Origin of the sequence: Rhodoferax ferrireducens (assembly GCF_031458075.1) — a bacterium.
In the GTDB taxonomy this organism is placed as follows: Bacteria; Pseudomonadota; Gammaproteobacteria; order Burkholderiales; family Burkholderiaceae_C; genus Rhodoferax_B; species Rhodoferax_B ferrireducens_A.
On record NZ_JAVDXT010000001.1, the window covers coordinates 1,465,954 to 1,489,414 of the forward strand.

A 23,461-nucleotide genomic window follows, 5' to 3' on the forward strand; every position below is an offset into this window, starting at 1 on the left:
AGCCACGAATGTAGCCGCTGCCGGGGACGGCGGGACTCGGCTATCCCGCCGCCACGATCACATGCGCCTGGATTTTGCCGGCCACCGGGCCTGCGCCATGGCGGCTGGCGATCGCCTGCGTGGCGCGGTCCGTGGCGAGCTGCAGCAGGCTGGCGTCGCGCGCCTCGATTTCGTTGCGCAGCGGCGTGCCCTGGCAATAGGCGGTGGCGGCGTCGCGTGCCGAGGGCGCGCAGCTCAGCTTCTCATGTGTCTCGACCACGACGTCGGTGAACCCGGCGCGTCTCAATTCCTCGCGTATCAGTGCGACATCGTGGTAGCCGTGCGGTGTGCGGGCCAGGAAGCGTGGCGGGTCGTTGGGAAACACTGTGGCGACGGCCTTGGTGACGTCGTCGGCAAAGGCGTTCTCTTCGATGCGGTCCCAGACACTGAAGACAAAGCGCCCGCCTGGCCGCAGCACGCGGCGCGCCTCGGCGTAGCCGGCCACCCGGTTGGGGAAGAACATCGCGCCGAACTGGCAGCACACCACGTCGAACGCGGCATCTGCGAAGGGCAGGGCCAGTGCGTCGGCCTGCTGCCATGCGATGCGGCTGTCTGCTCCCTGTCGGCTGGCCGCATAGTCGAGCATGGGCTGGTTCAGGTCGGTCACCACGTAGCGTGCGTCGGCGCGCAGCTGGGGCGCCAGCGCCCGCGTGACCACGCCGCTGCCGGCCGCCGTCTCCAGCACCGCGCCGGGCGAGAAGCTGGCGACAAGCGCCGCCGTGTCGGCGGCATAGGCCCCGAAGATCAACGGGACCATCAGCGTGTCGTAGAACTTGGGGATAGAACCCGCAAACACCTTGTCGCTCTCGGCCATGGAACCTCCTGCAAAGCCCGTGGGCTATGTTGGCTCTGTAGGCCTGCCTCGTCAACGACGGCGCAGTCTAGAATTTGCTCTTAAATTAAGAGCGCCTCGCGCAGATGGAATATGCGCTGGAGGCCGATTTCTTTCATATTTTGAGGCTTTAGGTTCGGATGAAATCCACAAAGCTTCTCAATGCCGAAGGCAGATGCCGCCGACTGGGGTAGTACAAAAAGAACCGGCTGGGCGGCGCGCTCCACGCTTCCAATACGGCGACCAGCCGGCCCGCCAGAAGCTCGTCATGGACCTGCGACGCGTAGACATACGCGACCCCCGCACCATCGCACGCGGCCTGGATCATCAGTGCATCGTCGTCAAAAACCAGTGGCCCCTCGACGCTGAGGGACAGGGCCTGGCCGTCGGCCTGCAGTTCCCATGCATACCGATGGCCGCTGGGAAAGCGCCTGCCGATACACGCATGGCCGAGCAGATCGCGCGGCATCTGCGGTGTGCCGTGGGTGGCCAGGTAGCCCGGCGCCGCCACGGTCACGAAGCGCTGCGGTGCGCCGATAGGCACTGCCACCATATCGCCGGCCAGGCTTTCGCCGAAGCGGATGCCTGCGTCGAACCCGCTGTCCACGATGTCGGTGAGGCGGTCGTCGGTCACGACCTCGACCTGGACGCGCGGATAGGCTGCGACGAAACGCGCCAGCAGGGGGCCCAGCACCAGGCGGGCGGCTGGCCTGGGCACATTCAGCCGCAAGGTGCCGCTGGGCACTTGTTGCATGGCGGTCAAATCCACCAGCGCATCGGCCACTTCGCGCAACGCCGGAGCCAGCCGCGCCAGCAAGAGTTCGCCTGCCTCGGTCGGCGTCACGCTGCGCGTGGTGCGGTTGAGCAAGCGCAGGCCCAGCCGCTCCTCCAGGCCGCGCAGGGCGTGGCTCAATGCCGAGGCCGACACCCCGCGTTCTTCGGCCGCCTTGCGGAAACTGCGGTGGCGGGCGACCGCCGCAAAGCTATCGAGTTCGTGCAGATCAGGCATTCTTTAATGAAATTGGCTCAGTGGTTCAACAAACATAACACGGCTTATCAATTGTTATGCAGGGCAGGACACTGGCGGTCCGTTATAGAAGGAAGTTTGAGCCATGCAACAGAAACGACTCGGCAATGCCGATTTCACGATCTCGCCCATCGGGCTGGGGACCTGGGCCATTGCCGGCCCGGGCTGGGAGTTTGGCTGGGGTGCGCAGGACGATGCCGACAGCCTGGCCGCACTGGAATATGCCGTTGAGCGCGGCGTGAACTGGATCGATACCGCCGCCGTCTACGGCCTGGGCCATGCCGAAGAAATCGTCGGCCAGCTTTTGCGCCGGGTGCCGGCGTCGCGCCGCCCGCTGGTGTTCACCAAGGGCAGCCTGGTGTGGGATCGCAGCACCCAGAAAATATCCCACTCGCTGGCACCCGAATCCTTGCTGCAGGAGATCGAAGACAGCCTGCGCCGCCTGCAGGTCCAGACCATCGACCTCTACCAGATCCACTGGCCGGCCTTCCCGCCGGGCGGCCCGGACGACGGCATCGAGGCTGCGTTGGCGGTGCTGGCCAAGGCGCGCGAACAGGGGAAGATCCGGGCCATCGGTGTGTCCAATTTCAACGTGGCACAGATCCGGCGTGCCCAGGCGGTGACTGCCATTGCCTCGCTGCAACCACCGTACTCGGCACTGATGCGGGAGGTCGAAGACGACATCCTGCCGTTTTGCGAGCAGGCGGGGGTGGGAGTCATCGCGTACTCCACGCTCCAGTCGGGCCTGCTGACGGGCGCCATGAGCCGTGCGCGCATCGCCAGCCTGCCCGACGACGACTGGCGCAAGACCCGCAGCCCGGACTACCAGGAACCCCGGTTGACGCGCAACCTCGCGCTGGTGGAGACATTGCGCAGCATCGGGCAAAGGCATGGGCTGACGCCTGCCGCGGTGGCCATCGCCTGGGTGCTACGGCAATCGGCCGTCACAGGAGCCATCGTGGGCGCGCGGCGGTCCGGGCAGGTCGATGGCCTGATCGGGGCGGCAGACTTTCGTTTGAGCCCACAGGAGCTGGCCGAGATCGCGCGGCTGCTGCCCGAGGGAATGGGAACCAATGTGCCGGAAGCGGCGTCCTGAACGCTGAGCCTGGATGAGCGCCGTCTGCGACCGCTAGCGCATCAGGCCTGGGCCGCTCAGCCCTTGCCCCCGCAAGCCGCCACGTCCGGTGCCGCTGGCGGCGCAGCATCGCCGCCGACCAGCAAGGGCGTGAGCTGTGGCGCCAGCACCTTCAGCAGCTGCACCGGCAGGGCGCTGGTGAAGTCGTACCCTGCGGCCTGGGCACCGGGCACGTAGGCAATGATGGTGCCGAAGAAGCGCTCGTCGATGTTGAAGACAAAGGTGGCGGACCGGTTCACCACGCGCGACTGGATCAGCTTGCCGCCAGCACCATAGGTGTCGAAGCGCTGGTCGCCGGTGCCGGTCTTGCCGCCTACCGGGAAGCTGCTGCCGTCGGGCCGCAGGAATGCATTTTTGACCCGTACCGCCGTGCCTTCGTCCACCACCCGGCGCACCGCGCCGAGTGCGGCCTGGGCGACTTCGGGGGACAGCACCTGTTCGGCCTTGCCGGCCTTGTACTGCAGCCGGGTTTCATACGGTGTGGCGGCGGCGAAGTGCAGCGACTCGATACGGGTATTCGGCTTGCGCAAGCCGCCGTTGACCAGGATGCCCATCATTTCGGCCAGCGCGGCCGGGCGGTCGGCCGAGGCGCCGAGCGCGGTGGCGTAGGAGGGTACCAGCGTGTCAAACGGGTAGCCCATTTGCGCCCACTGGCGGTGGATTTCCAGAAAGCCTTCGCCTTCCAGCAGGCCCAGGATGCGCTTGTCCTGCGCCTGCTTGCGGTGCGTGGAGAACAGCCAGGAATACACCGTCTGCCGCTCGGCCACGCTGGCCTCCATCACCTGGGTCTGGCTGGCGCCCGGGTGCTGGCGCAGGTAGCCGACCAGCCAGAGCTCCAGCGGGTGCACGCTGGCCAGGTAGCCGCGGTCGGCCAGCGACATCTGGTCGGGGGCGTACTGGGCGTAGAGCTTGGCCAGCCGCGGCTCGGTCGGGTCCAGGCCGTCGGGCAGGTGGTCGGTGACGAAGGCCGAGAACTGCTCCAGCGAGGCTTGGGGCGCAATCGTGCGGTAGATGGCGGCCAGCCGCGAGGCGGTGGGGCGCACGCTGCCCAGCAGCGCGTCCTCGGCCTGCTCGGCGCTCTTGCCCTGGTACTTGACCAGGAAGCGGCGCATGAAGACCTGGCCTTCGTGGTCGGCAAAGCGGGTCAGGTAGGCGGCGCGGCGCGGGTCGTCGGCATCTTGCAGCAGCTTGGCCGAGGAGCCGGGCGTGAGGAACATGTAGTGGTGCACGATGTCGCGCATCAGGCGGATGAACACCAGGTTCACCGAATTGCGCAGGCCATTGCGCACCGACATCACCCGTGCGTTGTCGTCGCGGTTGAAGTTGTCGAAGTGGTGCAGGCCGCCGCCGGTCATGAAGCCTTCGGCGTTGTTGGCCGAGTACTGCCGCTCCAGCGCCGCGTCCAGCATCTTGGCCAGGCTGCGGTCCTGGCTGCCGGCCAGGTAGTCGGCGGCCCAGCGGGTCAGCACGTCCTGCCGGTCCACGCTGAGCGCGCGCAGCTCCTTGGCGTCTTGCGTGGCCAGGCGCTGGTGCAGCTTGTCCATGATGTCCAGGTAGGTGATCAGGGTGCGCAGCTTGGCGGTGGAGCCGAGGTCGAGCTTGGTGCCTTCGTTGATGTTCAGCGGCTGGTCGTAGTTGTCGGTCTGCACACGCAGCAGGTTGGCGTCGGCACCGCGCTCGTACAGGGTGAAGCTGTACACCACCTTGGCCGGGTCGCCGCGGTCCAGCAGCTGCTTGGCGTTCAGTCCGGCGGCCTTGGCGCTTTCGGGTTCGCGCAGGTCGCGCAGCAGCTGGGTCACGGCGGCCTGCACCGGCGCATCCAGGGTGCTGGCGGCGCTCAGGTCCAGCCGGTCCAGGTCGTACAGGCGGTTGTTGCCGAGCACGCTGGACAGGTGGGTGCGCACCGCGTTGGCGGCTTTCTGGGTGACGAAGGACACGGCTTCGGTCGGCACCTTCTGGGCGCGCCGGTGCAGTTGGGCCTGCAATGCCGCATCGCGCAGCGCGGGGCTGATCACGCCGGCGCTGCCCAGCAGGCGCAGATGGCTGTTGGTCAGCTGGTCCAGCTCGGTCTCGTCGGCGTCGAAGTAGTAGGACGGGCGCCGCTGCGAGATCAGCAGGCTCAGCGCCTGCTTGTACAGCTGGGCCTGCTCGGCGATGGGCGCGTCGGGCTCGGTCACGGTCTTCAGCAGGCGGTTGACCTGCTGGAAGTCCTGTCCGTACCAGACCCACAGGCCGTCGCCCATGCCATGCACCTCGCCAAAGCCGGCCTTGGCCGACAGCGGCATGGTGTTCATATAGGCCAGCACGATCTGGCGCCGCACCGCGCTGGTGTCTTCGCCCTGCTGGTAGGCACGCAAGGCGGCCGAGACCATTTGCCGCAGCTTGTCCTGGATGCTGGAGGTACGGCCCTCGGACGAGTGGCGGTACTTCTCGATCTGCGTGGCCAGCGTGCTGCCGCCGGGCGTGCGCGCCGTGCCGGTGAGGCTGCTTTCGGCCTTGACCAGCACCGCGTTGGCCAGCCGGTCCCATTCGACCGCGGGGTTGCGCTTGGGCTGGTCGGGGTCGAGCAGCTCGCGGTTTTCGATGAACAGCAGGCTGTCGACCAGGATGGGTGCGATGTCGTCAAAGCGCTCGAATACGCGCTGCGGATAGCACTCCTGGAACAGCGGTGTGTTGTGCCGGTCCAGCACGCGCAGACCGCCCTGGGTTTTCTCGGCATACGGGGCGTAGTAGCCGTCGTCCACGATGGTGGCCATGGTGGGGGAGATGCGCGCCTGCTGGGCGATCTCGAAGTCGCGGGCCTGGAGTTTCTTCAGGTAGCCCGGCAGCTGCGCATAGCCGAGCCGGTCGTCGTAGGGGGCGCTCTGCGGGAAGCGGATCGACGGGCTGGGGCCGGTGCCCACCTCAAAAGTCGCCTTGCGGGCCAGGTCGGCAAAAAACCGGGCCTGGTGGGCCGATGTGCGCATTTCCTGCGCGACCAGCATCCCGGCCGCCACCAGCAGCGCCAGCAACACAACGGCAGCGATATACCGAACTCTAAACACCCCTGAAACCCATTTCTGCCGCATACGCACCACCCACCCCCATTTATTCACTTGGTAGCAAGCCTATCCTGAGTTTGTGTGAAAACCGCCTGCCTGCCGCGCAGGACAGCACTACTTCGATAGGCTGTTGTTAAATAGCCATGCACAGGGCGGAAAAAGGCCAACCGGTCGCTGGTTAATGCTATGGAATTGGAAGCGGCTAGCGCAGGTGGAATATGCGCTGCAGCCTTGTTTGGCTTATTTTTCTAGGGCGTCCAGCCCAGCAGCGCGTGCAAGGCCCAGAGCAGCAGGCTGATGGACAGGAAGGAGGCCACCGTGGTCACCAGCAGGGCGGCGGCGGTCAGGCCTTCGAGGTGGTATTTTTGGGCCACCACCGGGTAGATGCTGAGCATGGGCACGCTGGCAAACACGACAGCCGCCACGCGCAGCGCGGGGTCTATGGGCGGCAGCAGCAACAGTACGGCCAGCACCGCCAACGGGTGCAATACCAGCTTGCCCAAGCTGATGGTCGCCATGTCCCGCCGCACGCCGGACAGCTGCAAGCCGACCAGGGTGCCGCCAATCACAAACAAGGAGATAGGGCTGGCGGCGGTGGCGACGATCTGCACCGTGCGGGCCAGCACCTCGGGCAGCTGCAGACCCAGCAGCGCAAAGCCAAAGCCGGCCACGATGGCCGCGATCATCGGGTTCTTCAGCAGGCCTTTGAAGGACTCGGCCAGCGCCTGGTGCCAGCGCTGGCCGGCACCGTGGCTGTTGTCGCCGCGGTCGGCCAGTGCCAGGGCCAGCGGCAGTATCAGCAGGTTCTCCACGACCATGCACAGCGCCAGCGCCACCCCCGCGGGCGGCCCGATCAGCTGCAGCGCGATGGGGTAGCCGATGAAGGCGCTGTTCGATGCCGACATGCCCAGGCCCTGCATGGCGGCCGCGGTCAGCGGCTGGCGGCGCACCCGGCGCACATAGGCGATGGCGCCCAACAGCACGGCCAGCGAACCCAGCGCGTAGGCCAGCAGGAAGGGCGCGTTCAGCACCTCGCCCAGCGAACGCTGCGACAGCGCCCGGAAGATCAGCGCCGGCGTGCAGAAGTTGATGACGAAGCGGCCCAGCACGCGCATCTCGGGCTTGGCGAACAGCCCGCAGCGTACGGCCAGATAGCCCGCGGCGATGATCAGGTAGATGGGGGTGGTGATTGCCAGTATCTGGAGCATCGTGGGGGCCGCCTAGCTGCCGTACTTTTAGTACTTCAGCGTGGCGACGGAACGCAAGACCTCGGGCGTGGTGCTGGGCAGGCCGAAGAACTCCAGGTAGGCCGGGATCTGCTCGAACAGCATGTCGGTGCCCACCTGCACCCGGCAGCCGCGCGCCTGGGCTGCGGCCAGGAAGGCGGTGGTTTCGGCTTTCATTACCACTTCGCCGACAAAGGCGCTGGGGGCGATGCGGGATACGTCCATGGGCAGCGGGTCGCCGTCGTTCATGCCCATGGGGGTGGCGTTGACCACCAGGTCGCAATCGGCCGGGTCGTTGGAACCGGTTTCCACCACCAGCGCCGGGTAGTGCTGGCGCAAGCGGCCGGCCAGGCCGTCCATCGACGGGCCGTAGGCGTCGTACAGGCGCAGCGTGCCAACGCCGGCCGCCGCCAGCGAAGCGGCAATCGCCGAGCCCACGCCGCCGCAGCCGACCACCACCGCGCGTATGCCTTGCAGCTCCAAGCCCTTGCGCTGCACGCCGCGCACAAAGCCCTCGCCGTCGAACATGTCGCCGACCAGCTTGCCGTCGGCATCGCGGCGTACGGCGTTGCAGGCGCCGGCAATCTGCGCGGTGGGTGAAACCTCGTCCAGCAGGCCGGCGGTCGTCACCTTGTGCGGCATGGTGATCAGCGCGCCGCGGATATTGGCCAGGCTGAACACCGAGCGCAGAAAGGCCGGGTAGTCTTCGGCCTTGCAACCCATGGGCACGACCACGGCATCGATGCCCGCGTGGTCGAAGTAGGGGTTGTAAATCATCGGCGCCTTGAAGGCGTGGGTGGGAAAGCCGATGTGGGCGATGAGTTCGGTGTTGCCTGTAATCACGGCATGTCCTTTGGCTCACCCCCAGGCTACAGTGCTTCGCATCTTTCGCCCACCCCCTTGCAGGGGGCAACACCAGCAGCCTGGCAAAGCCAGTTCTGCGGTGTTTCTGGACTGGGTGCGTTCTGTCTGTGGGCTGGAGGTGTGCGTGATAGATTGAAGTAAAAAGTGTCTCTAGCGTTTATTCAATAAGCGCTAGCAGCTATGAATTATGTAGCTTATGCCTTCGCAGCTTGGGCGGCGGAAACGCCGGCGCGCAGGCCCAGCAGGTAGCTGTCTACGCCAAAGCCGCAGATCTGGCCCTTGACGATTTCGGCGAACACCGACACGTGGCGGAAGGCTTCGCGGGCATGGATGTTGGACATGTGGATTTCCACCACCGGGCAGGTCAGGATGGCCAGCGCATCGCGGATGCCGTAGCTGTAGTGGGTCCAGGCGCCGGCGTTGATCAGCACCGCGTCCACGCCGTCGGTGTACGCCTGGTGGATGCGTTCGCACATATCGCCTTCGCCATTGGTCTGGTAGGCCTCGACCTCGGCGCCCAGCTCTTTGCCCAGCGCCACCAGGCTGGCGTTGATTTCGTCCAGCGTGATGGTGCCGTACTGCTTGGGGTCGCGTTTGCCAAACATGTTGTGGTTGATGCCGTGGAGCATGAGGACGCGCATGGAATTCCTTTGTTCAATTTGATTTGCGTATGGGTGAATGCTGGATTATTCACCCCGCAGCCAAGGGCGATAGCCCGAGGCTGCGCCCTCCAGAAACACCGCAGAGCTGGCTTTGCCAGGCTGCAGGTGTTGCCCCCTGCAAGGGGGGCGGCGGTGCGCCTTACTTTCTGATTTTGGCCAGCTCAGCCTGCAGCGCCTGCACGGTTTCCTGGCCGACCGACACGGCGTACTTGGCGATCACAGGGCGCATTTTGTCGCGCAGTTTGTCGACTTCGGCAGGAGGCAGCTCGGTGACTTGCATACCGGCTTTCTTGAGCGCGTCCAGCGCGGTGCCGGCGGCTTCGCGGGCCACCTGGCGCTGGTACTTGCCGGCTTCGACGGCCGCATCGCCAATCAGCTTTTTCTCGTCGGCGCTGAGCTTGTCCCAGAACTTCTTGCTGATGATGACCGACTGGGGGTTGTACTGGTGGTTGGTCAGGGTCAGGTTCTTCTGTACTTCAGAGAACTTGTTGGCCAGGATCACGCTGAGCGGGTTTTCCTGGCCGTCCAGGGCCTTGGATTCCAGCGCGGCATAGACCTCGGGGAAGGCCATGGGCGTGGGGTTGGCATCCAGCGCCTTGACCCAGTCGAGGTTGATCGGGTTGGGGATGACGCGGATCTTCAAACCGGCCATGTCGGCCACGCTGTTGATGGGGCGCTTGCTGTTGGTCATGTTGCGGAAGCCCAGCTCCCAGTAGGTCAGGCCGACCATGCCCTTGTCTTGCAGCTTGGCGTGCATCATCTTGCCGAACGGGCCGTCCACCACAAAGTCGGCTTCCTTGCCGCTGGCGAACTGGAACGGGAAGTCGTAGATGGCGAATTCCTTGACCTGGCTGGCCAGGATGCCGGAGTTCATGCTCACCATTTCCAGCGTGCCGCCTTGCAGGGCCGACACATTGGGGGCGTCGCCGCCCAGCACGCCGCCGGGGAACATGTTGACCTTGATCTTGCCGCCGGACTTGGCCGCCACGATCTCGGCGAACTTCTCCATGCCGATCACCAGGGGATGGCCCTTGGGGTTCTGGGTTGCGAACTTGATGGTGCGCTCCTGGATGTCGAGCGCGCTGGCGCTGCCGAAGGCGGCCAGGGCAGCAGCGGCTACCAGCGTTTTGATGAGCAGACGTTTCATGGTTATCTCCTGGGTAAGTTCTATGGATAGCACGGGCAAAGAAGGGAAGGACGCAGTGGATCAGCCGTAAAGGAAGCGTGCGGGCCACATGACGATTTGCGGGAACAGCACCATCAGGAACATCACCGCAAACTGCACGGCCATAAAGGGCAGCACGCCGCGGGTGACATCGTCCATGCGCATCTTGCCCACGCCGGCCACCACGTTCAGCACCGTACCCACCGGCGGGGTCACCAGGCCGATCGAGTTGTTGATGATGAACAGCACACCGAAGTACACCGGGTCAATGCCTGCGGCCTTGACGATGGGCATCAGCACCGGGGTCAGAATCAAGATGGTGGGGGTCATGTCCATCGCCGTGCCAACCACCATCACCAGCACCATGATGGCCATCAGCAGCAGGGTGGGGCTGTCCAGCAGGGGCTGCAGCAGCGAGACCACCTGGTCGGGCAATTGCGCCACCGTGATCAGCCAGGCCGACACCATGGCCGCTGCCACCAGGAACATGATGACGGCGGTGGTCTTGGCCGCGCCGAGGAACACTTCGTACAGCTGCTTGATGGTGAGTTCCTTGTAGATCACGCCGGCCACGAACAATGCGTACACGGCGGCCACCACGGCGGCTTCGGTCGGTGTGAAGACACCCATGCGCAAGCCCACCAGAATGAACACCGGCAGCATCAGAGCCCAGCCCGCGCTGCGGAACGACTCCCACACTTCGGCCTTGGTGCGGCGGGGCGGCGGCTCCAGCTTCTCGCGGCGGGTCAGCCACCACCAGGTGAACCACAGGCCGGCACCCAGCACCAGGCCCGGGAAGATGCCGGCCAGGAACAATTTGCTGATCGACACATTGGCCGATACACCGAAAATCACAAAGCCAATCGACGGCGGAATGATCGGGCCGATCACGCCGCAGGCTGCGATCAGGCCGCCGCTGCGGGCCTTGTCGTGCCCGGCCTTGACCATCATGGGCAAGAGCAGGGCGGTGAGGGCCGCGGCATCGGCCACTGCCGAGCCCGACAGGGCCGACAGCAGGCAGGCGGCGACGATGGTCACATAGCCCAGACCACCGCGGATGTGGCCTACCAGCGCCATCGCAAAGTTGACGATCCGCTTGGACAGGCCACCGGTGTTCATCACCTCGCCGGCCAGCATGAAGAAAGGCACGGCCAGCAGCGGAAAGCTGTCGGCGCCGTTGATCACGTTTTGCGCCAGGATCTGGGCGTCGAACATGTCCATGTGCCACATCAGCGCGGCACCGCAGAGCAGAAGGGAGAAGGCGATGGGTACGCCCAGCGCCATGGCGGCGAGCAGGGAGCCCAGAAAAACGGCAATAGTCATGGTGGTGGTTCCGGCGTGTTCTTATTGGATGGGCTTGGGCACGTCGATAGGTTCTTCTTCCGACTCCCGGATGCCAATCAGCTCGGCCTCGGTCAGCTGGCCCATGACCAGCCGCCACAGGTGGTTCAGCAAAATCACCGCACCCGACACGGCAAACACCATGCCGCAGCCGTAGAACCAGGCCATCGACACCTCCATGGCGGCGCTGGTGGAATCCCAGTTGATCTTGACCTGGTCCAGCGCGCCCTTGAAGAGCAGCCAGCAGACAAACAGCATCAGCACATGACCAATCACCAGGCACGCTTTCTTGCCCGCCAACGGCAGGCGCGACACCAGTGTGTCTGTGCCCAGGTGCGCACCTTCATGCATGGCAATGATGCCGCCCAGAAAGGTCAGCCAGACGAACAGCCAGCGCGACAGTTCTTCGGATACCGCAATGCCGGAGTTCATGGCATAGCGCAACACCACGTTGGTGAACACCAGCACCACCATCAAGGCCAGGCAGCCCACGATGAGCCAGGCCAAGAGCTTGCAATACTTGTCAATCAGTTTCTGAATCACGGTTGTCTCCAGTACGGTTCTGCTTATTAATGTACGAACTAGTTACTTCTTGCGGTTTCAGGATTTACCCTATGCCAATAGTTGAATTTGGCGCTAGCTGTTATAGGTAAATTGGATATCTTAGGCGCTTGGCTACGCCGGCAGTACTGTCCTTTGCCAGCCGCCGTGTCACAACAAGGGAATCGTCAGTTTCTCTATCACCGCCCGGGTCTCGGGCCGCACGCCGCGCCACCAGGCAAAGGCCTCAGCCGCCTGCTCGGCCAGCATGCCCACACCGTCGGCCAGCTGGGCCACGCCCGCGTTCTGCGCGAGCCGCAAAAACGGTGTCAGGCCTTTACCGTAAGCCAATTCATAGGCCAGGTGTGCCTGGGAAAACACGCTGGCGGGCACCGGCGGCAGTTCGGCGCGCAGGCTGGCCGAGGTGGCGTTGACCACCATGTCGAACTGCTGGCCGGCCAGCTCGGCATAGCTGCAGGCGGTGATCGGGCCGGCTATGGTCGCGGCCAGCGCACGGGCTTTTTCCAGCGTGCGGTTGGCCAGCACCAGCCGGGCCGGGTGCTGCTCCATGAAGGGCAGCAGCGCGCCGCGCACCGCGCCGCCGGCCCCCAGCACGAGCACGCGCTGGCCCTGTAGCGGGCAGCCCATGTTGTGCACGATGTCGCGCACCAGGCCCACGCCGTCGAAGTTGTCCGCATAGGCGCGCTCGCCCTCGAACTTCATGGCGTTCACCGCGCCAGCGCGGCGCGCGCGTTCCGTCAGGTCGGTGGCGTAGCGGAAGGCGTCCAGCTTGAACGGCGTGGTGATGTTCATCCCCAGCCCGCCCGCGGCGCGGAAGGCATCCACCGCCGCGGCAAAGCCGTCCAGCGGGCCTTCGATGGCGGTGTAGACCAGGTCCTGCGCCGTGCTCTGGGCGAACTGGCCGTGGATCAGCGGCGACTTGGTGTGGCCGATGGGATTTCCGATGACGGCATATTTGTCGCTCATATGGCCTCCGAGGTGTACAAGACGCCGGCTTCCAATAGCGCGTCAATCTCGGTATCGCTGTAGCCCAGGCTGCCCGCGATTTGCCGGTTGTGCTGACCCATGGTCGGCGCCACGCTGGGCACCGGGCTGTCGCAACCGGAGAAATTGAACGGCAGGTTCGGCATGCGGATGGCGCCCAGTACCGGGTGCTGCTGTTCGATCACCATGTTGCGGGCCTGGATCTGCGGGTCGTTCAGCACCTCTTCGATGTTCTGCACCTTGGCACTCGGCACGTCGATGGCGTCGAGTGCGGCCAGCACCTCGGCCACCGTGCGGGCGCCGACCCAGGTCTTGGCCAGGGCCAGGATTTCCAGGCGGTGTTCGTTGCGCCCGGCCGAGGTGTGGAAGCGCGTGTCGCCCGCCAGCGCCTCGCCGCCGATCAGCAGCGCAAAACGCTTCCAGGCATCGTCGACCTGCGCGGCGATCACCAGGTAGCCGTCGCTGGCGCTGAACACGCCGTACAGCGTGCTCTGCGGCATGTCGTGGCCGGTCTGCACCGGGATGTCCTTGCCGCCCGACAGCGTGTAGCACTGCACCGCGTAGTCGTGCATGGAGACCAGGCAGTCGTACAGCGACAGATCGATATGCTGGCCCTTGCCCGACTTGACCCGGCCCAGCAGCGCAGCGCAAACCGCGGCCACGCCGTGGATGCCGGTGTACATATCGCCCAGCGACACGCGCAGCAGCGGCGGCGCCTCGCCGGGTGAGCCGACCATGGCCATGATGCCGCTCTTGGCCTCGGCGATCAGGCCAAAGCCGGCGCGGTGCGCGTCCGGCCCGGTGTGGCCGTAGGCCGAGATCGAGCAATACACCAGGCCGGGGTTGCGGGCGGACAGCTCGTCATAGCCCAGGCCCAGCTTGGTCAGCGCGCCGGGGCGGTAGTTTTCGACGAACACGTCGGCGCTGTCGGTCAGCTTGTGCATCAACGCCAGGCCGCGCGGGTCTTTCAGGTTGATGCAGAGTCCTTGCTTGCCCATGTTCTGCTGCAAAAAGTAGCCGCTCTGGCCCTGGATGAAATAAGCGTGGGCACGGCCAGCATCGCCGGCCTTGGGCCGCTCGACCTTGATGACCTCGGCGCCCATGGCGGCCAGGCAGCGGCCCAGATAGGGGCCGGCGAGGAAGTGGCTGTAGTCGACAACACGGATGCCGGCGAGCGGCTGGGCTTGGGTATTTTTGGGCATGAAATATCCTTCTGGCGCAGGTAATACCTGCGCAGCTAGCTATGAAATTTGTAGTCTTAGAAGCTGCCGGGTCTGCGCGGCACCATCAGGCGGTGCTCGCCCTTTTGCACCACCTGGTCGTGCTGGTTCAGCAGCTCGGATGGCAGCACCACAATGCCCCAGCCGGGCTTGCTCTTGCTGGCGCGCATGCTGCCGACGCTGAAGCGCACGCGCAGTTCGTCGCCAATCTTGATGGGCAGCAAGAAGTCCCAGGTCCAGCCCAGCGACATGCCGGGCAGGAAGCGGTATTCACTCTGCGTCTTCAGGCCGTCGGCCACCGACTGGCCCATCAGCCCGTGGGCCACGCGGCAGCCGAAGTGCGAGGCCTTGGCGTAGGCCTCGTCCACATGCACCGGGGTGTAGTCGCCCGTCAGCTCGGCATAGGCGTCGATGCGCTCGCCGGTCACTAGGTAGCTGGGGCTGGTGCAGCTGTCGCCGACCTGGGCGTCGTCCCAGTATTTTTCGGGGGTCTGGAAGTTGAAACTGGGGATGATCATGGTGGTGTCTCAGAGTTTTGCGCGGGGGTTGATGGCGAGTACGTCGGTGACGGATGTGCCGCTGGCCTGGATCAGCTCTATCGCCAGGCCGTCGGGCAATTGCAGCCAGTTGCTGCCCTGGGGCAGCGGCTTCACGCCCCAGTTCTGCGCGGCTTGCAGCGCGCTGGGCAGGTCTTGCACCATGATCCCCAGGTGCGCCAGCCAGCCAGAGTCGTTGCTGGGCGGGGCCTCGAAGTCGGGTGTGCTCATCAGCTGCATGCCGCCCAGGGTCCAGTACTGGTTCGGGGCGTCGGTCGGGCCGTCGATCTCGCGCACATCCATGCCCAGCACCTCCAAAAAGAAGTTGATGTGCCACTGGATGTCTTTGACGCGCACGGCGACGTGCTCTACGTAGGATTTCTGGGTATAGGCCATGGATGTGTCTCTGGTGGATGCTTAGCGGGGCAGGCGGCGTTCTATGCCTTTGATGCAGGCGGCCAGGGCCTGGTTAACCGGGGTGGGAATGCCGTGCTTGGCACCCCAGCGCACGACGGCGCCGTTCACGTAGTCGATCTCGGTGGCCGAGCCTTTCTCCAGGCTTTGCAGCATCGACGCCTTGAAGGCGGCGGGCAGGCCGTCGGCGGCTTTCACCCAGGCTTGGCGCGGCTCGGTGGTTGCCAACTGGATGCCGGCCGCCTGGGCAACGGCCATGGCCTCGGCCACGGCGGCGACGGCGCAGGCCTCGACCTCGGGCACGGCATACAGGTCGCCATAGGGCAGGCCGGTGATGCCGCTGAGTGCGCCGGTGGCTACGTTGACCAGCAGCTTGTCCCACATGCTGCCGAGGATGTTGTCGCTGACCGTGGTCGTCAGGCCCGCGTGGTTGAAGGCGGCAGCGATGGCCTGCACGCGCCCGGACAGCGCGCCGTCCAGCTCGCCGATCAGGGTTTCCTTACCCTGGGTGCCGACCAGCACCTGGCCGGGCGCCAGCATCACGCCGCCCGCATAGGTCTTGCCGGCCAGCACATGTTCGCGGCCCACCACGTCGGCCAGCACGTCCTCATGGCCCAGGCCGTTCTGCAGCGACAGCACGACCGTGTGCGGCCCGACGATGCAGCGCGCCGATTCAATCGCTTCACGGGTGTGGAAGGACTTGACCAGCACGATGACCAGGTCCACCGTGCCGCCTATGTCCTGGCAGCGGGTGGCGGCGTGTACGGCCACCTGGCGGTCCTTGCCATCCTCCCGAAGCGTCAGGCCGGCTTGCCGCATGGCGTCCACATGGGCCTGGCCCCGGTTGACCAGCCAGACCTCGTGCCCGTCTTCGGTCAGCACGCCGCCGATCGCACAGCCCAGGGCGCCCGCGCCCAGTACACACATTTTCAAAATCCGTCTCCTCTGCAGCCCAGCGGGCCGCTATGGGGACGGATCGTAGATTTGACAGTTCATGCTGTAAATGCAATGCATGCAATACATGGCATTGCCATATGCAATGAATAGGGCGGCGTGTTCCGCATCGACAATCCATGCAAAACCTCCAGGAAATACCGCCATGCACGCCAAGATCGACTGCCATGTGCACGTCTTTGATCCCACCCGCTTCCCGTATCCGGAAGACAATTTCTACAAGCCCGCCGGCGCCGAGATCGGCACCACCGCGCTGCTCGGCCAGGTGCTGGACGCGCATGGCGTGCAGCATGCGCTGATCGTCGGCCCGAATTCCGGCTATGGCTTTGACAACCGCTGCCTGCTGGACGCACTGGCCCAGGGCGCGGGCCGCTACAAGGGCGTGGCCGTGGTGCGCAACGATGCCAGTCTGGCCGAGCTGCAAGACCTGCAGGCCGCAGGCGTGGTCGGCGTGACGCTGAACGTGGCCTTGCTGGGCGTGGACTATTACCGCGATGCCGCGCCGCTGCTGGAACACCTGCGTCAACTGGACATGTGGGCCCAGGTACAGGTGCAGTTCGACGAACTGGTGGCTTTGCAGCCTTTGCTGGTGGACAGCGGCGTGCGCCTGCTGTTCGACCACCTGGGCCGGCCCAATCCGCAGGCCGGCCTAGGGCAGGCCGGCTTCCAGGCCTTGCTGGGCCTGGCCGAGACCGGCCGCGCAGTGGTCAAGCTGTCCAGCCTGGTGAAGAGCTCCAGGCTGCCGTTTCCGCATACCGATGCCTGGCCGTTTGTGCAGGCCTTGCTGCAGGCCTACACGCCGCAGGCGCTGGTCTGGGCCTCCGACTGGCCGTTTCTGCGCGCGCCCGAGCGCATCGACTACGGCCCGTTGCTAGCGCTGTTCGAGCAGCTGGTGCCCGACGCCGCCGCGCGCCAGGCGATTCTGTGGGATACGCCGCGGCGCCTGTTCGGCTTCGGGGCATAAGTCGTGGCGGGGGCTGGTGTTACCCCGCCGTCACCACCACCGGCACCCCACTCAGCACCGCATTGCCGGAGAGCGGGTCGCGCAGGTTCTCGTCGAGCAGGGTATTGAAGTTGACGCCGGGGCGCTGGGCTGCTACTTGCAGCTGGGCGCCGGGCAGGTCGTGGCCCCAGCCGTGCGGCAGGCTCAGCACGCCGGGCATCATCTCGGCGCTGATGCGCACCGGGGCGCTGATGCTGCGGGTGCCGGCCGGGTTGCTGATGCGGGCCAGGCCGCCGTCGCTCAGGCCCAGGCGCTGGGCATCGCTGGGGTGGACCAGGGCGGTGCAGCGCTCCGGCCCCTTGGCCAGCAGCGGCAGGTTGTGCATCCAGCTGTTGTTGGAGCGCAGGTCGCGCCGCCCGATCAGCACCATCTCCGGTGCGGGCTGCGCCAGGTCGGCGGCGGCGTGCGCCAGGTCGGCCAGCAGATCGGGGTGGGCGAGTTCGATGCAGCCGCTGGCCGTGCGCAGCAGCTCGGGCAGGCGCGGTGCCAGCGGACCCAGGTCGATGCCACCGGGGCTGGCCTGCAGTTTGGCCAGGGTCAGGCCTTCGGAGCCCCGGCCATCGCCATACGGGCCGGCGCGCAGGGCCAGGTCCAGCAAGCGGTCTGGGCCTTGGTGGGGTTGCAGGCTTTGCTGTACGGCGGCGGCCTGCGCGCCGAACTGGCGCTGCAGCTCACCGGCCAGCAGCGCATCGTCCACGGCGGCGAGTTCGGCGGCGCTGGTGCATATGCCCTGGCCTTGCAGGATGGCCGCCAGCCGCAGCAGGGTTTCCCATTCCTCGGGCTGCTGCGGCGCGCGGGGGAACACCGGCGCGCTGTAGCGGGCCTGGTTGCGCCACGAGAGCTGGCTGAATGCCAAGTCGTAGTGGCTGTCTTCCAGCGGCGAGGGGGCGGGCAGTATCACGTCGGCATGGCGCGTGGTTTCGTTCAGGTAGGCATCCAGGCTGACCATGAAGTCGAGCTGCTCCAGCGCCTGCGCCAGCCGCGCGCCATTGGGCGTCGACAGCACCGGGTTGGTGGCCACGGTGATGAGCGCCCGGATCTGCCCGACGCCCGGAGTGTCGATCTCTTCGGCCAGGCAGCCCATGGGCAGCTCGCCCATGACTTCCGGCGCCTGGCTGACACGGCTGTGGTGGCGCCCGGTGCGCACGCCTTTGCCCCGGCCGGCCGGGCCGACCGTATTGGCGGCGAAGGCCGGCGCCTTGGGAAACATGGCGCCACCGGGTTGGTCCAGGTGGCCGGTGAGCAGGTTGAGCACGTCGATCAGCCAGCTGGCCAGCGTGCCATAGCGCTGGGTACAGGTGCCGATGCGGCCATAGACGCAGGCGCGCTCGGTCTGCGCCAGGCTGCGCGCCAGCTGGCGGATGGTGGGGGCCGCGATGCCGCAGCGCGCGGCTACGGCCTCTGCGCTGAACGGCTGGATGGCGGCCTCGATCTCTGCCACGCCCTGGGTGAGTTCCGTCAGGCGGCCGGGCCGTACCAGCTGCTCGTCAAACAGGGTGTGCACCATGCCGGCCAACAGGAATGCATCGGCACCGGGGCGGATGAAATGGTGGGCGTCGGCCATGGCGGCGGTTTCGCTGCGCCGCGGGTCTACCACCACCAGCTGGCCGCCGCGCGCTTGCAGGGCCTTGGCCTTGGCTTTGAAGTCGGGCACGGTCCACATGCTGCCGTTGCTGGCCAGCGGGTTGGCGCCCAGCACCAGCAGGAAGTCGCAGCGGCTGATGTCGGGCACCGGCACGCTCATCCAGTGGCCAAACAGCAGGCCGCTGACGAGCTGGCGCGGCATCTGGTCTAGCGTGGCGGCGGTGAACACATTGCGCGTGCCCGCCGCCCGCGCCAGCCGCGCAAAGTACAACAGCAGGCCGATCTTGTGCGCCGCCGGGTTGCCCACAGCCAGACCCAGGCTATCGCGGCCGCGGGTTTGCAGCAGAGGCGGCAGCCGCTGGGCGATTTCGGCCCAGGCCTCGTCCCAGCTGGCTTCGACGAACACGCCCTGGCGCTTGATCAGCGGGGTGCGCAGGCGGTCCGGGTCTTCGTGCAGGTCTTTCAGCGCCACGCCCTTGGGGCAGATGTAGCCGGCGCTGAAGAAGTCTTGCGCGTTGCCGCGGATGCTCTGCACCTTCCCATCTTCAACCTGCAGCTCCAGCCCGCAGCAGGCTTCGCACAAGGGGCAGATACGGTGGTGGACGGTGGTGGTCATGGCGTGTCTCGTTGCGCTGCAGGAAGCGGTATTGGCGCACCGGACGGCGCCGCTGTCCATCGCGCAGGAGACAGGGGCGTTACATAGCTTGGCCAGGTGGCATGCGCCAAGCAGCCTCTTCGTGGCCTGGCACAAAGTTATCGGCATCGTTGGCCAGGTTGCGGTTCACCAGCGGGCGGGCATAGGACGGATGCCGCATGCTGCGCACCTCGTGCTCCAGCGTGGCCAGCACGCGGCCGCTGTCCAGGTCCACGATGTCCTGGAAACGGTACTGGCTCTGGCTGCTTTCTTCGGTGACCAGGCCGCGCGCCAGCAGACGCTGGTAGGGGCCGGAGAAATCGGCCACGCTGATCTGCACATGGTGGCCGTCGTAGGCGGGCAGGGGGCGCGCGGTTTCGCGGAACACCAGGCCCTCGTACAGCCCCATGGGGATGCGGGCAAACACGCCGGCCGCGTCCTCGCCCAGGTTGCCGGGCGCACCCAGCAGCTCGGTATAGAAGCGGGCGATGCCGGCCGCCGTGCCGGGCGCGCAGTCGATCTCCACATACGGCATGCCCAGCAGCAGCGGGCCGAAGCGCGCGCGGTCGGGGCCATGCACGCGGATGCGGTTGCCCCAGGGGCAGGTCGCGTCCACATGGCTGGCGTGCTGCGCAAAGCTGAACCGCGTGTCTTTGAGCAGCGGGGCAATTTGCGCCAGGCGCTCGGCCAGGGCGTCCAGATCGGGCATCACCAGGCCAACCACGCCACGCAGCACCTCGGCCTTGCCCACCGGTAGGTGGAACTGGCAGGTGCCGATGTTCATCCAGGCGTTTTCGATGCCGATGCGCTGGTAGGGGTCGCGGGTCAGGCCCAGGCCCATGGCGTAGAACACCAGGGCCTGTTGCTGGTTGGCCACGCGCAGATTCACGTGGCCGAATTCGACAATATTGCCCACGTCTTCGGTGGCGCGGTTAAAGAGAGTGGTCATGGCGGGTACGGTTGGGGAAGGCTTATTTTGGCAGCGTCTGCCGGACCCCGTGCCCAGCGCCGGGCACGCCCCGGTGCATGGTGTTTTCATGGAGTCGCCTTATTTGGTAAGAGCTGCATCGTAGGCGGACCTGCCTATACTGTTAAGACAATGCCTGCAATAACCAGCATTTAGATTTTTTATGGTTGATACCGATCCCACCCTGCTGGAACCCAAGCTACTGCGCCTGCTGGACCTGCTCTACACCACGCGCAGCGTCACCAAGTCGGCCGAGCAGCTGGGCCAGAGCCAGCCCACCGTCAGCATCTGGCTGGGCCGGCTGCGCACCCAGTTCAACGACCCGCTGTTTGTGCGCACGCCCGAGGGCATGCAGCCCACGCCGCGCACCGACGGCCTGATCGCCACGGTGCGCGAGGTGCTCGAAGGCCTGCGCCGCCTGTCCGAGTCCGAGGTGGTGTTCGACCCGGCCCAGTCGCGGCGCGAGTTCCGCATCTTCATGACCGACGCCAGCCATGTCACCCTGCTGCCGCGCCTGTTTTCGCATGTGCGCGCGCTGGCGCCGCAGGTACGGCTGGAGGCCGCCACCATAGACGCCAGCCTGGTGCCCGCGCTGCAGTCGGGCGAGGCCGACCTGGCCCTGGGCCTGGTGCGCGACCTCGAGGCCGGGCAGGAGGCGGGCTTTTACCAGCAAAGCCTGTTCGGCCAGGACTGGATCTGCCTGTGCAACGCCCGCCATCCGCGCATCGGCAACACATTTACCCTGCAGGACTACCTGGCCGAGGCACACATCGGCATCGTCTCGGGCACCGGCTACCAGCTGCTGGACAGCACCCTCAAAGCCCTGGGCGTGGAGCGCCGCGTGTTGCTGGAGCTACCAGGCTTTCTGGGCCTGGCCGCCATCCTGGCCGACAACGACTTGGTCGCCACCTTGCCCCGCCACATCGGCGAAACCCTGGCCCAGGCGGCTGGCCTGCGGGTGCTGGTGTGCCCGCTGCCGATACCACCGTTCACCGTCAAGCAGTACTGGTACGCGCGGTATCACCATGATCCGGCGAACCGCTGGCTGCGCGGGGTGTGCGCGGAGTTGTTTATGGATGTGCGGTGATCGGGGGAATAAGAGAAAAGTGCCGCTGGCGCTTATTCCACCTGCGCAAGTAGCTATTTTTTAGATAGCGTCACTGCCAGGTCTCGCTACGGCTTCGGCGATGGCTTTTCCAAGCTCTGCGGTGGATGCCTCGCCACCCAGGTCGCGGGTCAGCGGGCCGGCTACCAGCACTTCTTCGATGGCTTTGACAATCGCATCGTGCGCGGGTTTGCAGCCCAGGAAATCAAGCATGAGCGCGCCCGACCAGATCATCGCAATTGGGTTTGCAATGCCCTTGCCGAAGATATCCGGCGCGGAGCCATGCACCGGCTCGAACAGCGATGGAAAATTGCGCTCGGGATTGAGGTTGGCCGAGGGCGCCAAACCAATCGTGCCGGTGCAGGCCGGGCCCAGGTCCGACAAGATGTCGCCAAAAAGGTTGCTTGCCACCACCACGTCAAACCGCTGTGGTTGCAACACAAAGCGAGCCGTGAGAATGTCAATGTGCTGCTTGTCGGTGTGTACGCTGGGGTAGGCTTGGCCCACTGCGTCGGCGCGGCTGTCCCACCAGGGCATGCTGATGGCGATGCCGTTGCTCTTGGTGGCTACCGTCAGGTGCTTGCGCGCGCGCGATTGCGCCAGTTCAAAGGCGTACTTCAGCACCCGGTCGGCACCATGGCGGCTCATCACCGTTTCTTGCACCACGATCTCGCGCTCGGTGCCCTCGTACATGATGCCGCCGAGGTTGGTGTATTCGCCCTCGGTGTTCTCGCGCACCACATAGAAGTCGATGTCGCCGGGCTTGCGGCCGGCCAGCGGGCAGGGCACGCCTTCGAACAGGCGCACGGGCCGCAGGTTGATGTACTGGTCGAATTCGCGGCGGAACTTCAGCAGCGAACCCCATAGCGAGATGTGGTCGGGCACGGTGTCCGGCCAGCCCACGGCACCGAAGTAGATGGCATCCATGCCCTGGAGCTGGGCTTTCCAGTCGTCCGGCATCATCTGGCCGTGCTGTTGGTAGTAGGCGCAGCTGGCCCAGGCTATGGGCGTGAAGTTCAGCGCCAGGCCGAATCGGTGGGCGGCGGCTTGCAGCACGCGCACGCCCTCGGGTATGACCTCCTGGCCGATGCCGTCACCGGGGATGAGTGCGATGTTGAGTGTGCGGGTCATGGATATCTCCTTGTCATGGATGGGGTGCTATTCGGCCTCCACGCCGGCGGCCCGGAGTGTCTTGGACCAGCGGGCTGATTCGGCTTCCAGTTGTGCGCGCAAGGATGCGGGTGTGGCCTTGTTCAGCGGCACCAGGTCGACGCTGAGTTCGCCCAGGCGCTTCTTCACGTCGTCGTCTTGTACAGCCGCCCTGAGCGCGTCATTCAGTTTGTCCAGAATGGGCTTCGGTGTTCCCTTCGGCGCATAAATGCCGTTCCATACGAGCACCTCAAAGCCCCTGAGCCCTTGCTCGTCCAGCGTTGGTACATTCGGTAGCGCCGGAAGCCGTTTGGCCGTGGTGACGCCAAAGACCTTGACGCGGCTGCCATCCTTGACCACGGGAACCGTCAGGGTGGTCTGGTCGCACAACAGATCGACTTGCCCACCCATCAGGTCATTCAGCGCCGGCGCCGATCCTTTGTAGGGCACCTGGGTCAGCGTGACTCCCATCTGGTGTTCGAGCAGCAGTCCGCAAAGTTGCGAAACCGCGCCAGGGCCTGCGTTCGCAATGGTGACTTTTTCCTTGTTCAACCTCACGTAGGCGAGCAGTTCAGCGAAATTGTTCGCCGGAAAATCCTTGCGGGATAGCAATGTCATAGGCACGTCCATTACCTGGCCCACGTACTCAAAATCCTTCAGCGGATCGAACGGCAGCTTTTTGTAGAGCGCAGGGGCTGTGGACATGCCCAGGTGGTGCATCAGGATGGTGTAGCCGTTGGGCGCGGCCCGGGCCACCCGTGCCGTGCCCAGCGTACCCCCTGCACCCACCGTGTTTTCAACAATGATGGGCTTACCCAGTGACTTGCCCATGGGCAGCGCGATGAGGCGGGCACCCACGTCGGTGGGCCCCCCCGCGGCGTAGGGCACTACCAGCGTGATGGGTTTGTCGGGCCAAGCGGCTTGCGCGATTGCCAGAGCTGGAATGGTCGCCACTGCGAATGCGGCGAGTGTGGCTGGAAGCCAGCGGTGCGATGTTTTCATGGGCGTCTCCGGGTTG

Annotated in this window: 21 protein-coding genes; 3 read left to right on the plus strand and 18 right to left on the minus strand. The window is 65.7% G+C overall.

The genetic code is table 11. The features are described 5' to 3' along the window. Positions 1-40 precede the first annotated feature (40 nt). Entirely contained in the window at positions 41-853 is an 813-nt protein-coding gene (locus J2X19_RS06855; protein WP_310371819.1) for a class I SAM-dependent methyltransferase, read from the minus strand. Positions 854-1,001: 148 nt separating this feature from the next. Continuing rightward, positions 1,002-1,880: a LysR family transcriptional regulator gene (locus tag J2X19_RS06860; RefSeq protein ID WP_310371820.1), complete on the minus strand. Its 879-nt coding sequence runs from the start codon at positions 1,878-1,880 to the stop codon at positions 1,002-1,004. Between the two features lie 103 nt (positions 1,881-1,983). Between J2X19_RS06860 and J2X19_RS06865 the strand changes: the two genes are divergently transcribed. Beyond that, positions 1,984-2,994: an aldo/keto reductase gene (locus tag J2X19_RS06865; protein WP_310371822.1), complete on the plus strand. Its 1,011-nt coding sequence runs from the start codon at positions 1,984-1,986 to the stop codon at positions 2,992-2,994. A gap of 56 nt (positions 2,995-3,050) precedes the next feature. On the opposite strand, the gene J2X19_RS06870 is transcribed toward J2X19_RS06865, so the two are convergent. The 12 genes from J2X19_RS06870 to J2X19_RS06925 form a co-directional block, all read right to left on the minus strand. Further along, a complete protein-coding gene (locus J2X19_RS06870) occupies positions 3,051-6,101 on the minus strand; it encodes a transglycosylase domain-containing protein (protein WP_310371824.1) in 3,051 nt (1,016 codons plus the stop codon). 221 nt (positions 6,102-6,322) lie between these two features. Then, positions 6,323-7,282 carry an AEC family transporter gene (locus tag J2X19_RS06875; RefSeq protein ID WP_310371826.1) on the minus strand — a complete coding sequence of 320 codons (960 nt, stop codon included), beginning with the start codon at positions 7,280-7,282 and terminating at the stop codon, positions 6,323-6,325. Between the two features lie 27 nt (positions 7,283-7,309). Continuing rightward, positions 7,310-8,143, minus strand: a complete 834-nt coding sequence (locus J2X19_RS06880; protein ID WP_310371827.1) for a shikimate dehydrogenase family protein — start codon at positions 8,141-8,143, stop codon at positions 7,310-7,312. A 215-nt stretch (positions 8,144-8,358) separates the two neighbouring features. Beyond that, positions 8,359-8,805 carry a type II 3-dehydroquinate dehydratase gene (aroQ, locus tag J2X19_RS06885; RefSeq protein ID WP_116608647.1) on the minus strand — a complete coding sequence of 149 codons (447 nt, stop codon included), beginning with the start codon at positions 8,803-8,805 and terminating at the stop codon, positions 8,359-8,361. A gap of 160 nt (positions 8,806-8,965) precedes the next feature. Continuing rightward, on the minus strand, positions 8,966-9,973 hold the full coding sequence (locus tag J2X19_RS06890) for a TRAP transporter substrate-binding protein (RefSeq protein ID WP_116608646.1): 1,008 nt from the start codon (positions 9,971-9,973) through the stop codon (positions 8,966-8,968). Between the two features lie 60 nt (positions 9,974-10,033). After that, on the minus strand, positions 10,034-11,314 hold the full coding sequence (locus tag J2X19_RS06895; RefSeq protein ID WP_310371830.1) for a TRAP transporter large permease subunit: 1,281 nt from the start codon (positions 11,312-11,314) through the stop codon (positions 10,034-10,036). Positions 11,315-11,335: 21 nt separating this feature from the next. Beyond that, positions 11,336-11,875, minus strand: a complete 540-nt coding sequence (locus J2X19_RS06900; RefSeq protein ID WP_310371833.1) for a TRAP transporter small permease — start codon at positions 11,873-11,875, stop codon at positions 11,336-11,338. A gap of 168 nt (positions 11,876-12,043) precedes the next feature. Further along, positions 12,044-12,859 (minus strand): shikimate dehydrogenase, encoded by an 816-nt coding sequence (gene aroE, locus J2X19_RS06905; protein WP_310371835.1) that lies wholly within the window; start codon positions 12,857-12,859, stop codon positions 12,044-12,046. Further along, positions 12,856-14,079: a CaiB/BaiF CoA transferase family protein gene (locus J2X19_RS06910; RefSeq protein WP_310371838.1), complete on the minus strand. Its 1,224-nt coding sequence runs from the start codon at positions 14,077-14,079 to the stop codon at positions 12,856-12,858. The genes aroE and J2X19_RS06910 overlap by 4 nt, the downstream gene beginning before the upstream one ends. Positions 14,080-14,135: 56 nt before the next feature. Next, a complete protein-coding gene (locus J2X19_RS06915) occupies positions 14,136-14,615 on the minus strand; it encodes a MaoC family dehydratase (RefSeq protein WP_310371840.1) in 480 nt (159 codons plus the stop codon). A 9-nt stretch (positions 14,616-14,624) separates the two neighbouring features. Then, complete coding sequence (locus J2X19_RS06920) at positions 14,625-15,029, minus strand: VOC family protein (RefSeq protein ID WP_310371842.1); 405 nt, start codon at positions 15,027-15,029, stop codon at positions 14,625-14,627. A 21-nt stretch (positions 15,030-15,050) separates the two neighbouring features. After that, positions 15,051-15,980 (minus strand): ketopantoate reductase family protein, encoded by a 930-nt coding sequence (locus tag J2X19_RS06925; protein WP_310371844.1) that lies wholly within the window; start codon positions 15,978-15,980, stop codon positions 15,051-15,053. Positions 15,981-16,146: 166 nt separating this feature from the next. Here J2X19_RS06925 and J2X19_RS06930 point away from each other — a divergent pair, with 166 nt between their 5' ends. Beyond that, positions 16,147-16,965: an amidohydrolase family protein gene (locus J2X19_RS06930; protein ID WP_310371846.1), complete on the plus strand. Its 819-nt coding sequence runs from the start codon at positions 16,147-16,149 to the stop codon at positions 16,963-16,965. Between the two features lie 19 nt (positions 16,966-16,984). On the opposite strand, the gene J2X19_RS06935 is transcribed toward J2X19_RS06930, so the two are convergent. Together J2X19_RS06935 and J2X19_RS06940 are read right to left on the minus strand one after the other, a co-directional pair. Further along, positions 16,985-19,204, minus strand: coding sequence for a molybdopterin-dependent oxidoreductase (locus J2X19_RS06935; RefSeq protein WP_310371848.1), 2,220 nt, complete (start codon positions 19,202-19,204; stop codon positions 16,985-16,987). A gap of 79 nt (positions 19,205-19,283) precedes the next feature. Continuing rightward, the gene (locus tag J2X19_RS06940) at positions 19,284-20,171 is read right to left on the minus strand and encodes a VOC family protein (protein ID WP_310371850.1); all 888 of its coding nucleotides are present in this window, start codon (positions 20,169-20,171) and stop codon (positions 19,284-19,286) included. A 181-nt stretch (positions 20,172-20,352) separates the two neighbouring features. On the opposite strand from J2X19_RS06940, the gene J2X19_RS06945 reads away from it, so the two are divergent. Next, complete coding sequence (locus J2X19_RS06945) at positions 20,353-21,276, plus strand: LysR family transcriptional regulator (protein WP_310371852.1); 924 nt, start codon at positions 20,353-20,355, stop codon at positions 21,274-21,276. A gap of 60 nt (positions 21,277-21,336) precedes the next feature. Here the strand turns inward: J2X19_RS06945 and J2X19_RS06950 are convergent, their stop codons facing one another. Both J2X19_RS06950 and J2X19_RS06955 read right to left on the minus strand, forming a co-directional pair. Further along, entirely contained in the window at positions 21,337-22,425 is a 1,089-nt protein-coding gene (locus J2X19_RS06950; RefSeq protein WP_310371854.1) for a tartrate dehydrogenase, read from the minus strand. A 27-nt stretch (positions 22,426-22,452) separates the two neighbouring features. After that, a complete protein-coding gene (locus tag J2X19_RS06955) occupies positions 22,453-23,445 on the minus strand; it encodes a Bug family tripartite tricarboxylate transporter substrate binding protein (RefSeq protein ID WP_310371856.1) in 993 nt (330 codons plus the stop codon). Positions 23,446-23,461 lie beyond the last annotated feature (16 nt).

What these genes read in the sequence shown, in the direction of transcription:
- J2X19_RS06855 (WP_310371819.1), bottom strand. Translation starts at nt 853, where the DNA reads ATGGCCGAGAGCGACAAGGTGTTTGCGGGTTCTATCCCCAAGTTCTAC.
- J2X19_RS06860 (WP_310371820.1), bottom strand. Translation starts at nt 1,880, where the DNA reads ATGCCTGATCTGCACGAACTCGATAGCTTTGCGGCGGTCGCCCGCCAC.
- J2X19_RS06865 (WP_310371822.1), top strand. Translation starts at nt 1,984, where the DNA reads ATGCAACAGAAACGACTCGGCAATGCCGATTTCACGATCTCGCCCATC.
- J2X19_RS06870 (WP_310371824.1), bottom strand. Translation starts at nt 6,101, where the DNA reads ATGCGGCAGAAATGGGTTTCAGGGGTGTTTAGAGTTCGGTATATCGCT.
- J2X19_RS06875 (WP_310371826.1), bottom strand. Translation starts at nt 7,282, where the DNA reads ATGCTCCAGATACTGGCAATCACCACCCCCATCTACCTGATCATCGCC.
- aroQ (WP_116608647.1), bottom strand. Translation starts at nt 8,805, where the DNA reads ATGCGCGTCCTCATGCTCCACGGCATCAACCACAACATGTTTGGCAAA.
- J2X19_RS06890 (WP_116608646.1), bottom strand. Translation starts at nt 9,973, where the DNA reads ATGAAACGTCTGCTCATCAAAACGCTGGTAGCCGCTGCTGCCCTGGCC.
- J2X19_RS06895 (WP_310371830.1), bottom strand. Translation starts at nt 11,314, where the DNA reads ATGACTATTGCCGTTTTTCTGGGCTCCCTGCTCGCCGCCATGGCGCTG.
- aroE (WP_310371835.1), bottom strand. Translation starts at nt 12,859, where the DNA reads ATGAGCGACAAATATGCCGTCATCGGAAATCCCATCGGCCACACCAAG.
- J2X19_RS06910 (WP_310371838.1), bottom strand. Translation starts at nt 14,079, where the DNA reads ATGCCCAAAAATACCCAAGCCCAGCCGCTCGCCGGCATCCGTGTTGTC.
- J2X19_RS06915 (WP_310371840.1), bottom strand. Translation starts at nt 14,615, where the DNA reads ATGATCATCCCCAGTTTCAACTTCCAGACCCCCGAAAAATACTGGGAC.
- J2X19_RS06920 (WP_310371842.1), bottom strand. Translation starts at nt 15,029, where the DNA reads ATGGCCTATACCCAGAAATCCTACGTAGAGCACGTCGCCGTGCGCGTC.
- J2X19_RS06930 (WP_310371846.1), top strand. Translation starts at nt 16,147, where the DNA reads ATGCACGCCAAGATCGACTGCCATGTGCACGTCTTTGATCCCACCCGC.
- J2X19_RS06935 (WP_310371848.1), bottom strand. Translation starts at nt 19,204, where the DNA reads ATGACCACCACCGTCCACCACCGTATCTGCCCCTTGTGCGAAGCCTGC.
- J2X19_RS06940 (WP_310371850.1), bottom strand. Translation starts at nt 20,171, where the DNA reads ATGACCACTCTCTTTAACCGCGCCACCGAAGACGTGGGCAATATTGTC.
- J2X19_RS06945 (WP_310371852.1), top strand. Translation starts at nt 20,353, where the DNA reads ATGGTTGATACCGATCCCACCCTGCTGGAACCCAAGCTACTGCGCCTG.
- J2X19_RS06950 (WP_310371854.1), bottom strand. Translation starts at nt 22,425, where the DNA reads ATGACCCGCACACTCAACATCGCACTCATCCCCGGTGACGGCATCGGC.
- J2X19_RS06955 (WP_310371856.1), bottom strand. Translation starts at nt 23,445, where the DNA reads ATGAAAACATCGCACCGCTGGCTTCCAGCCACACTCGCCGCATTCGCA.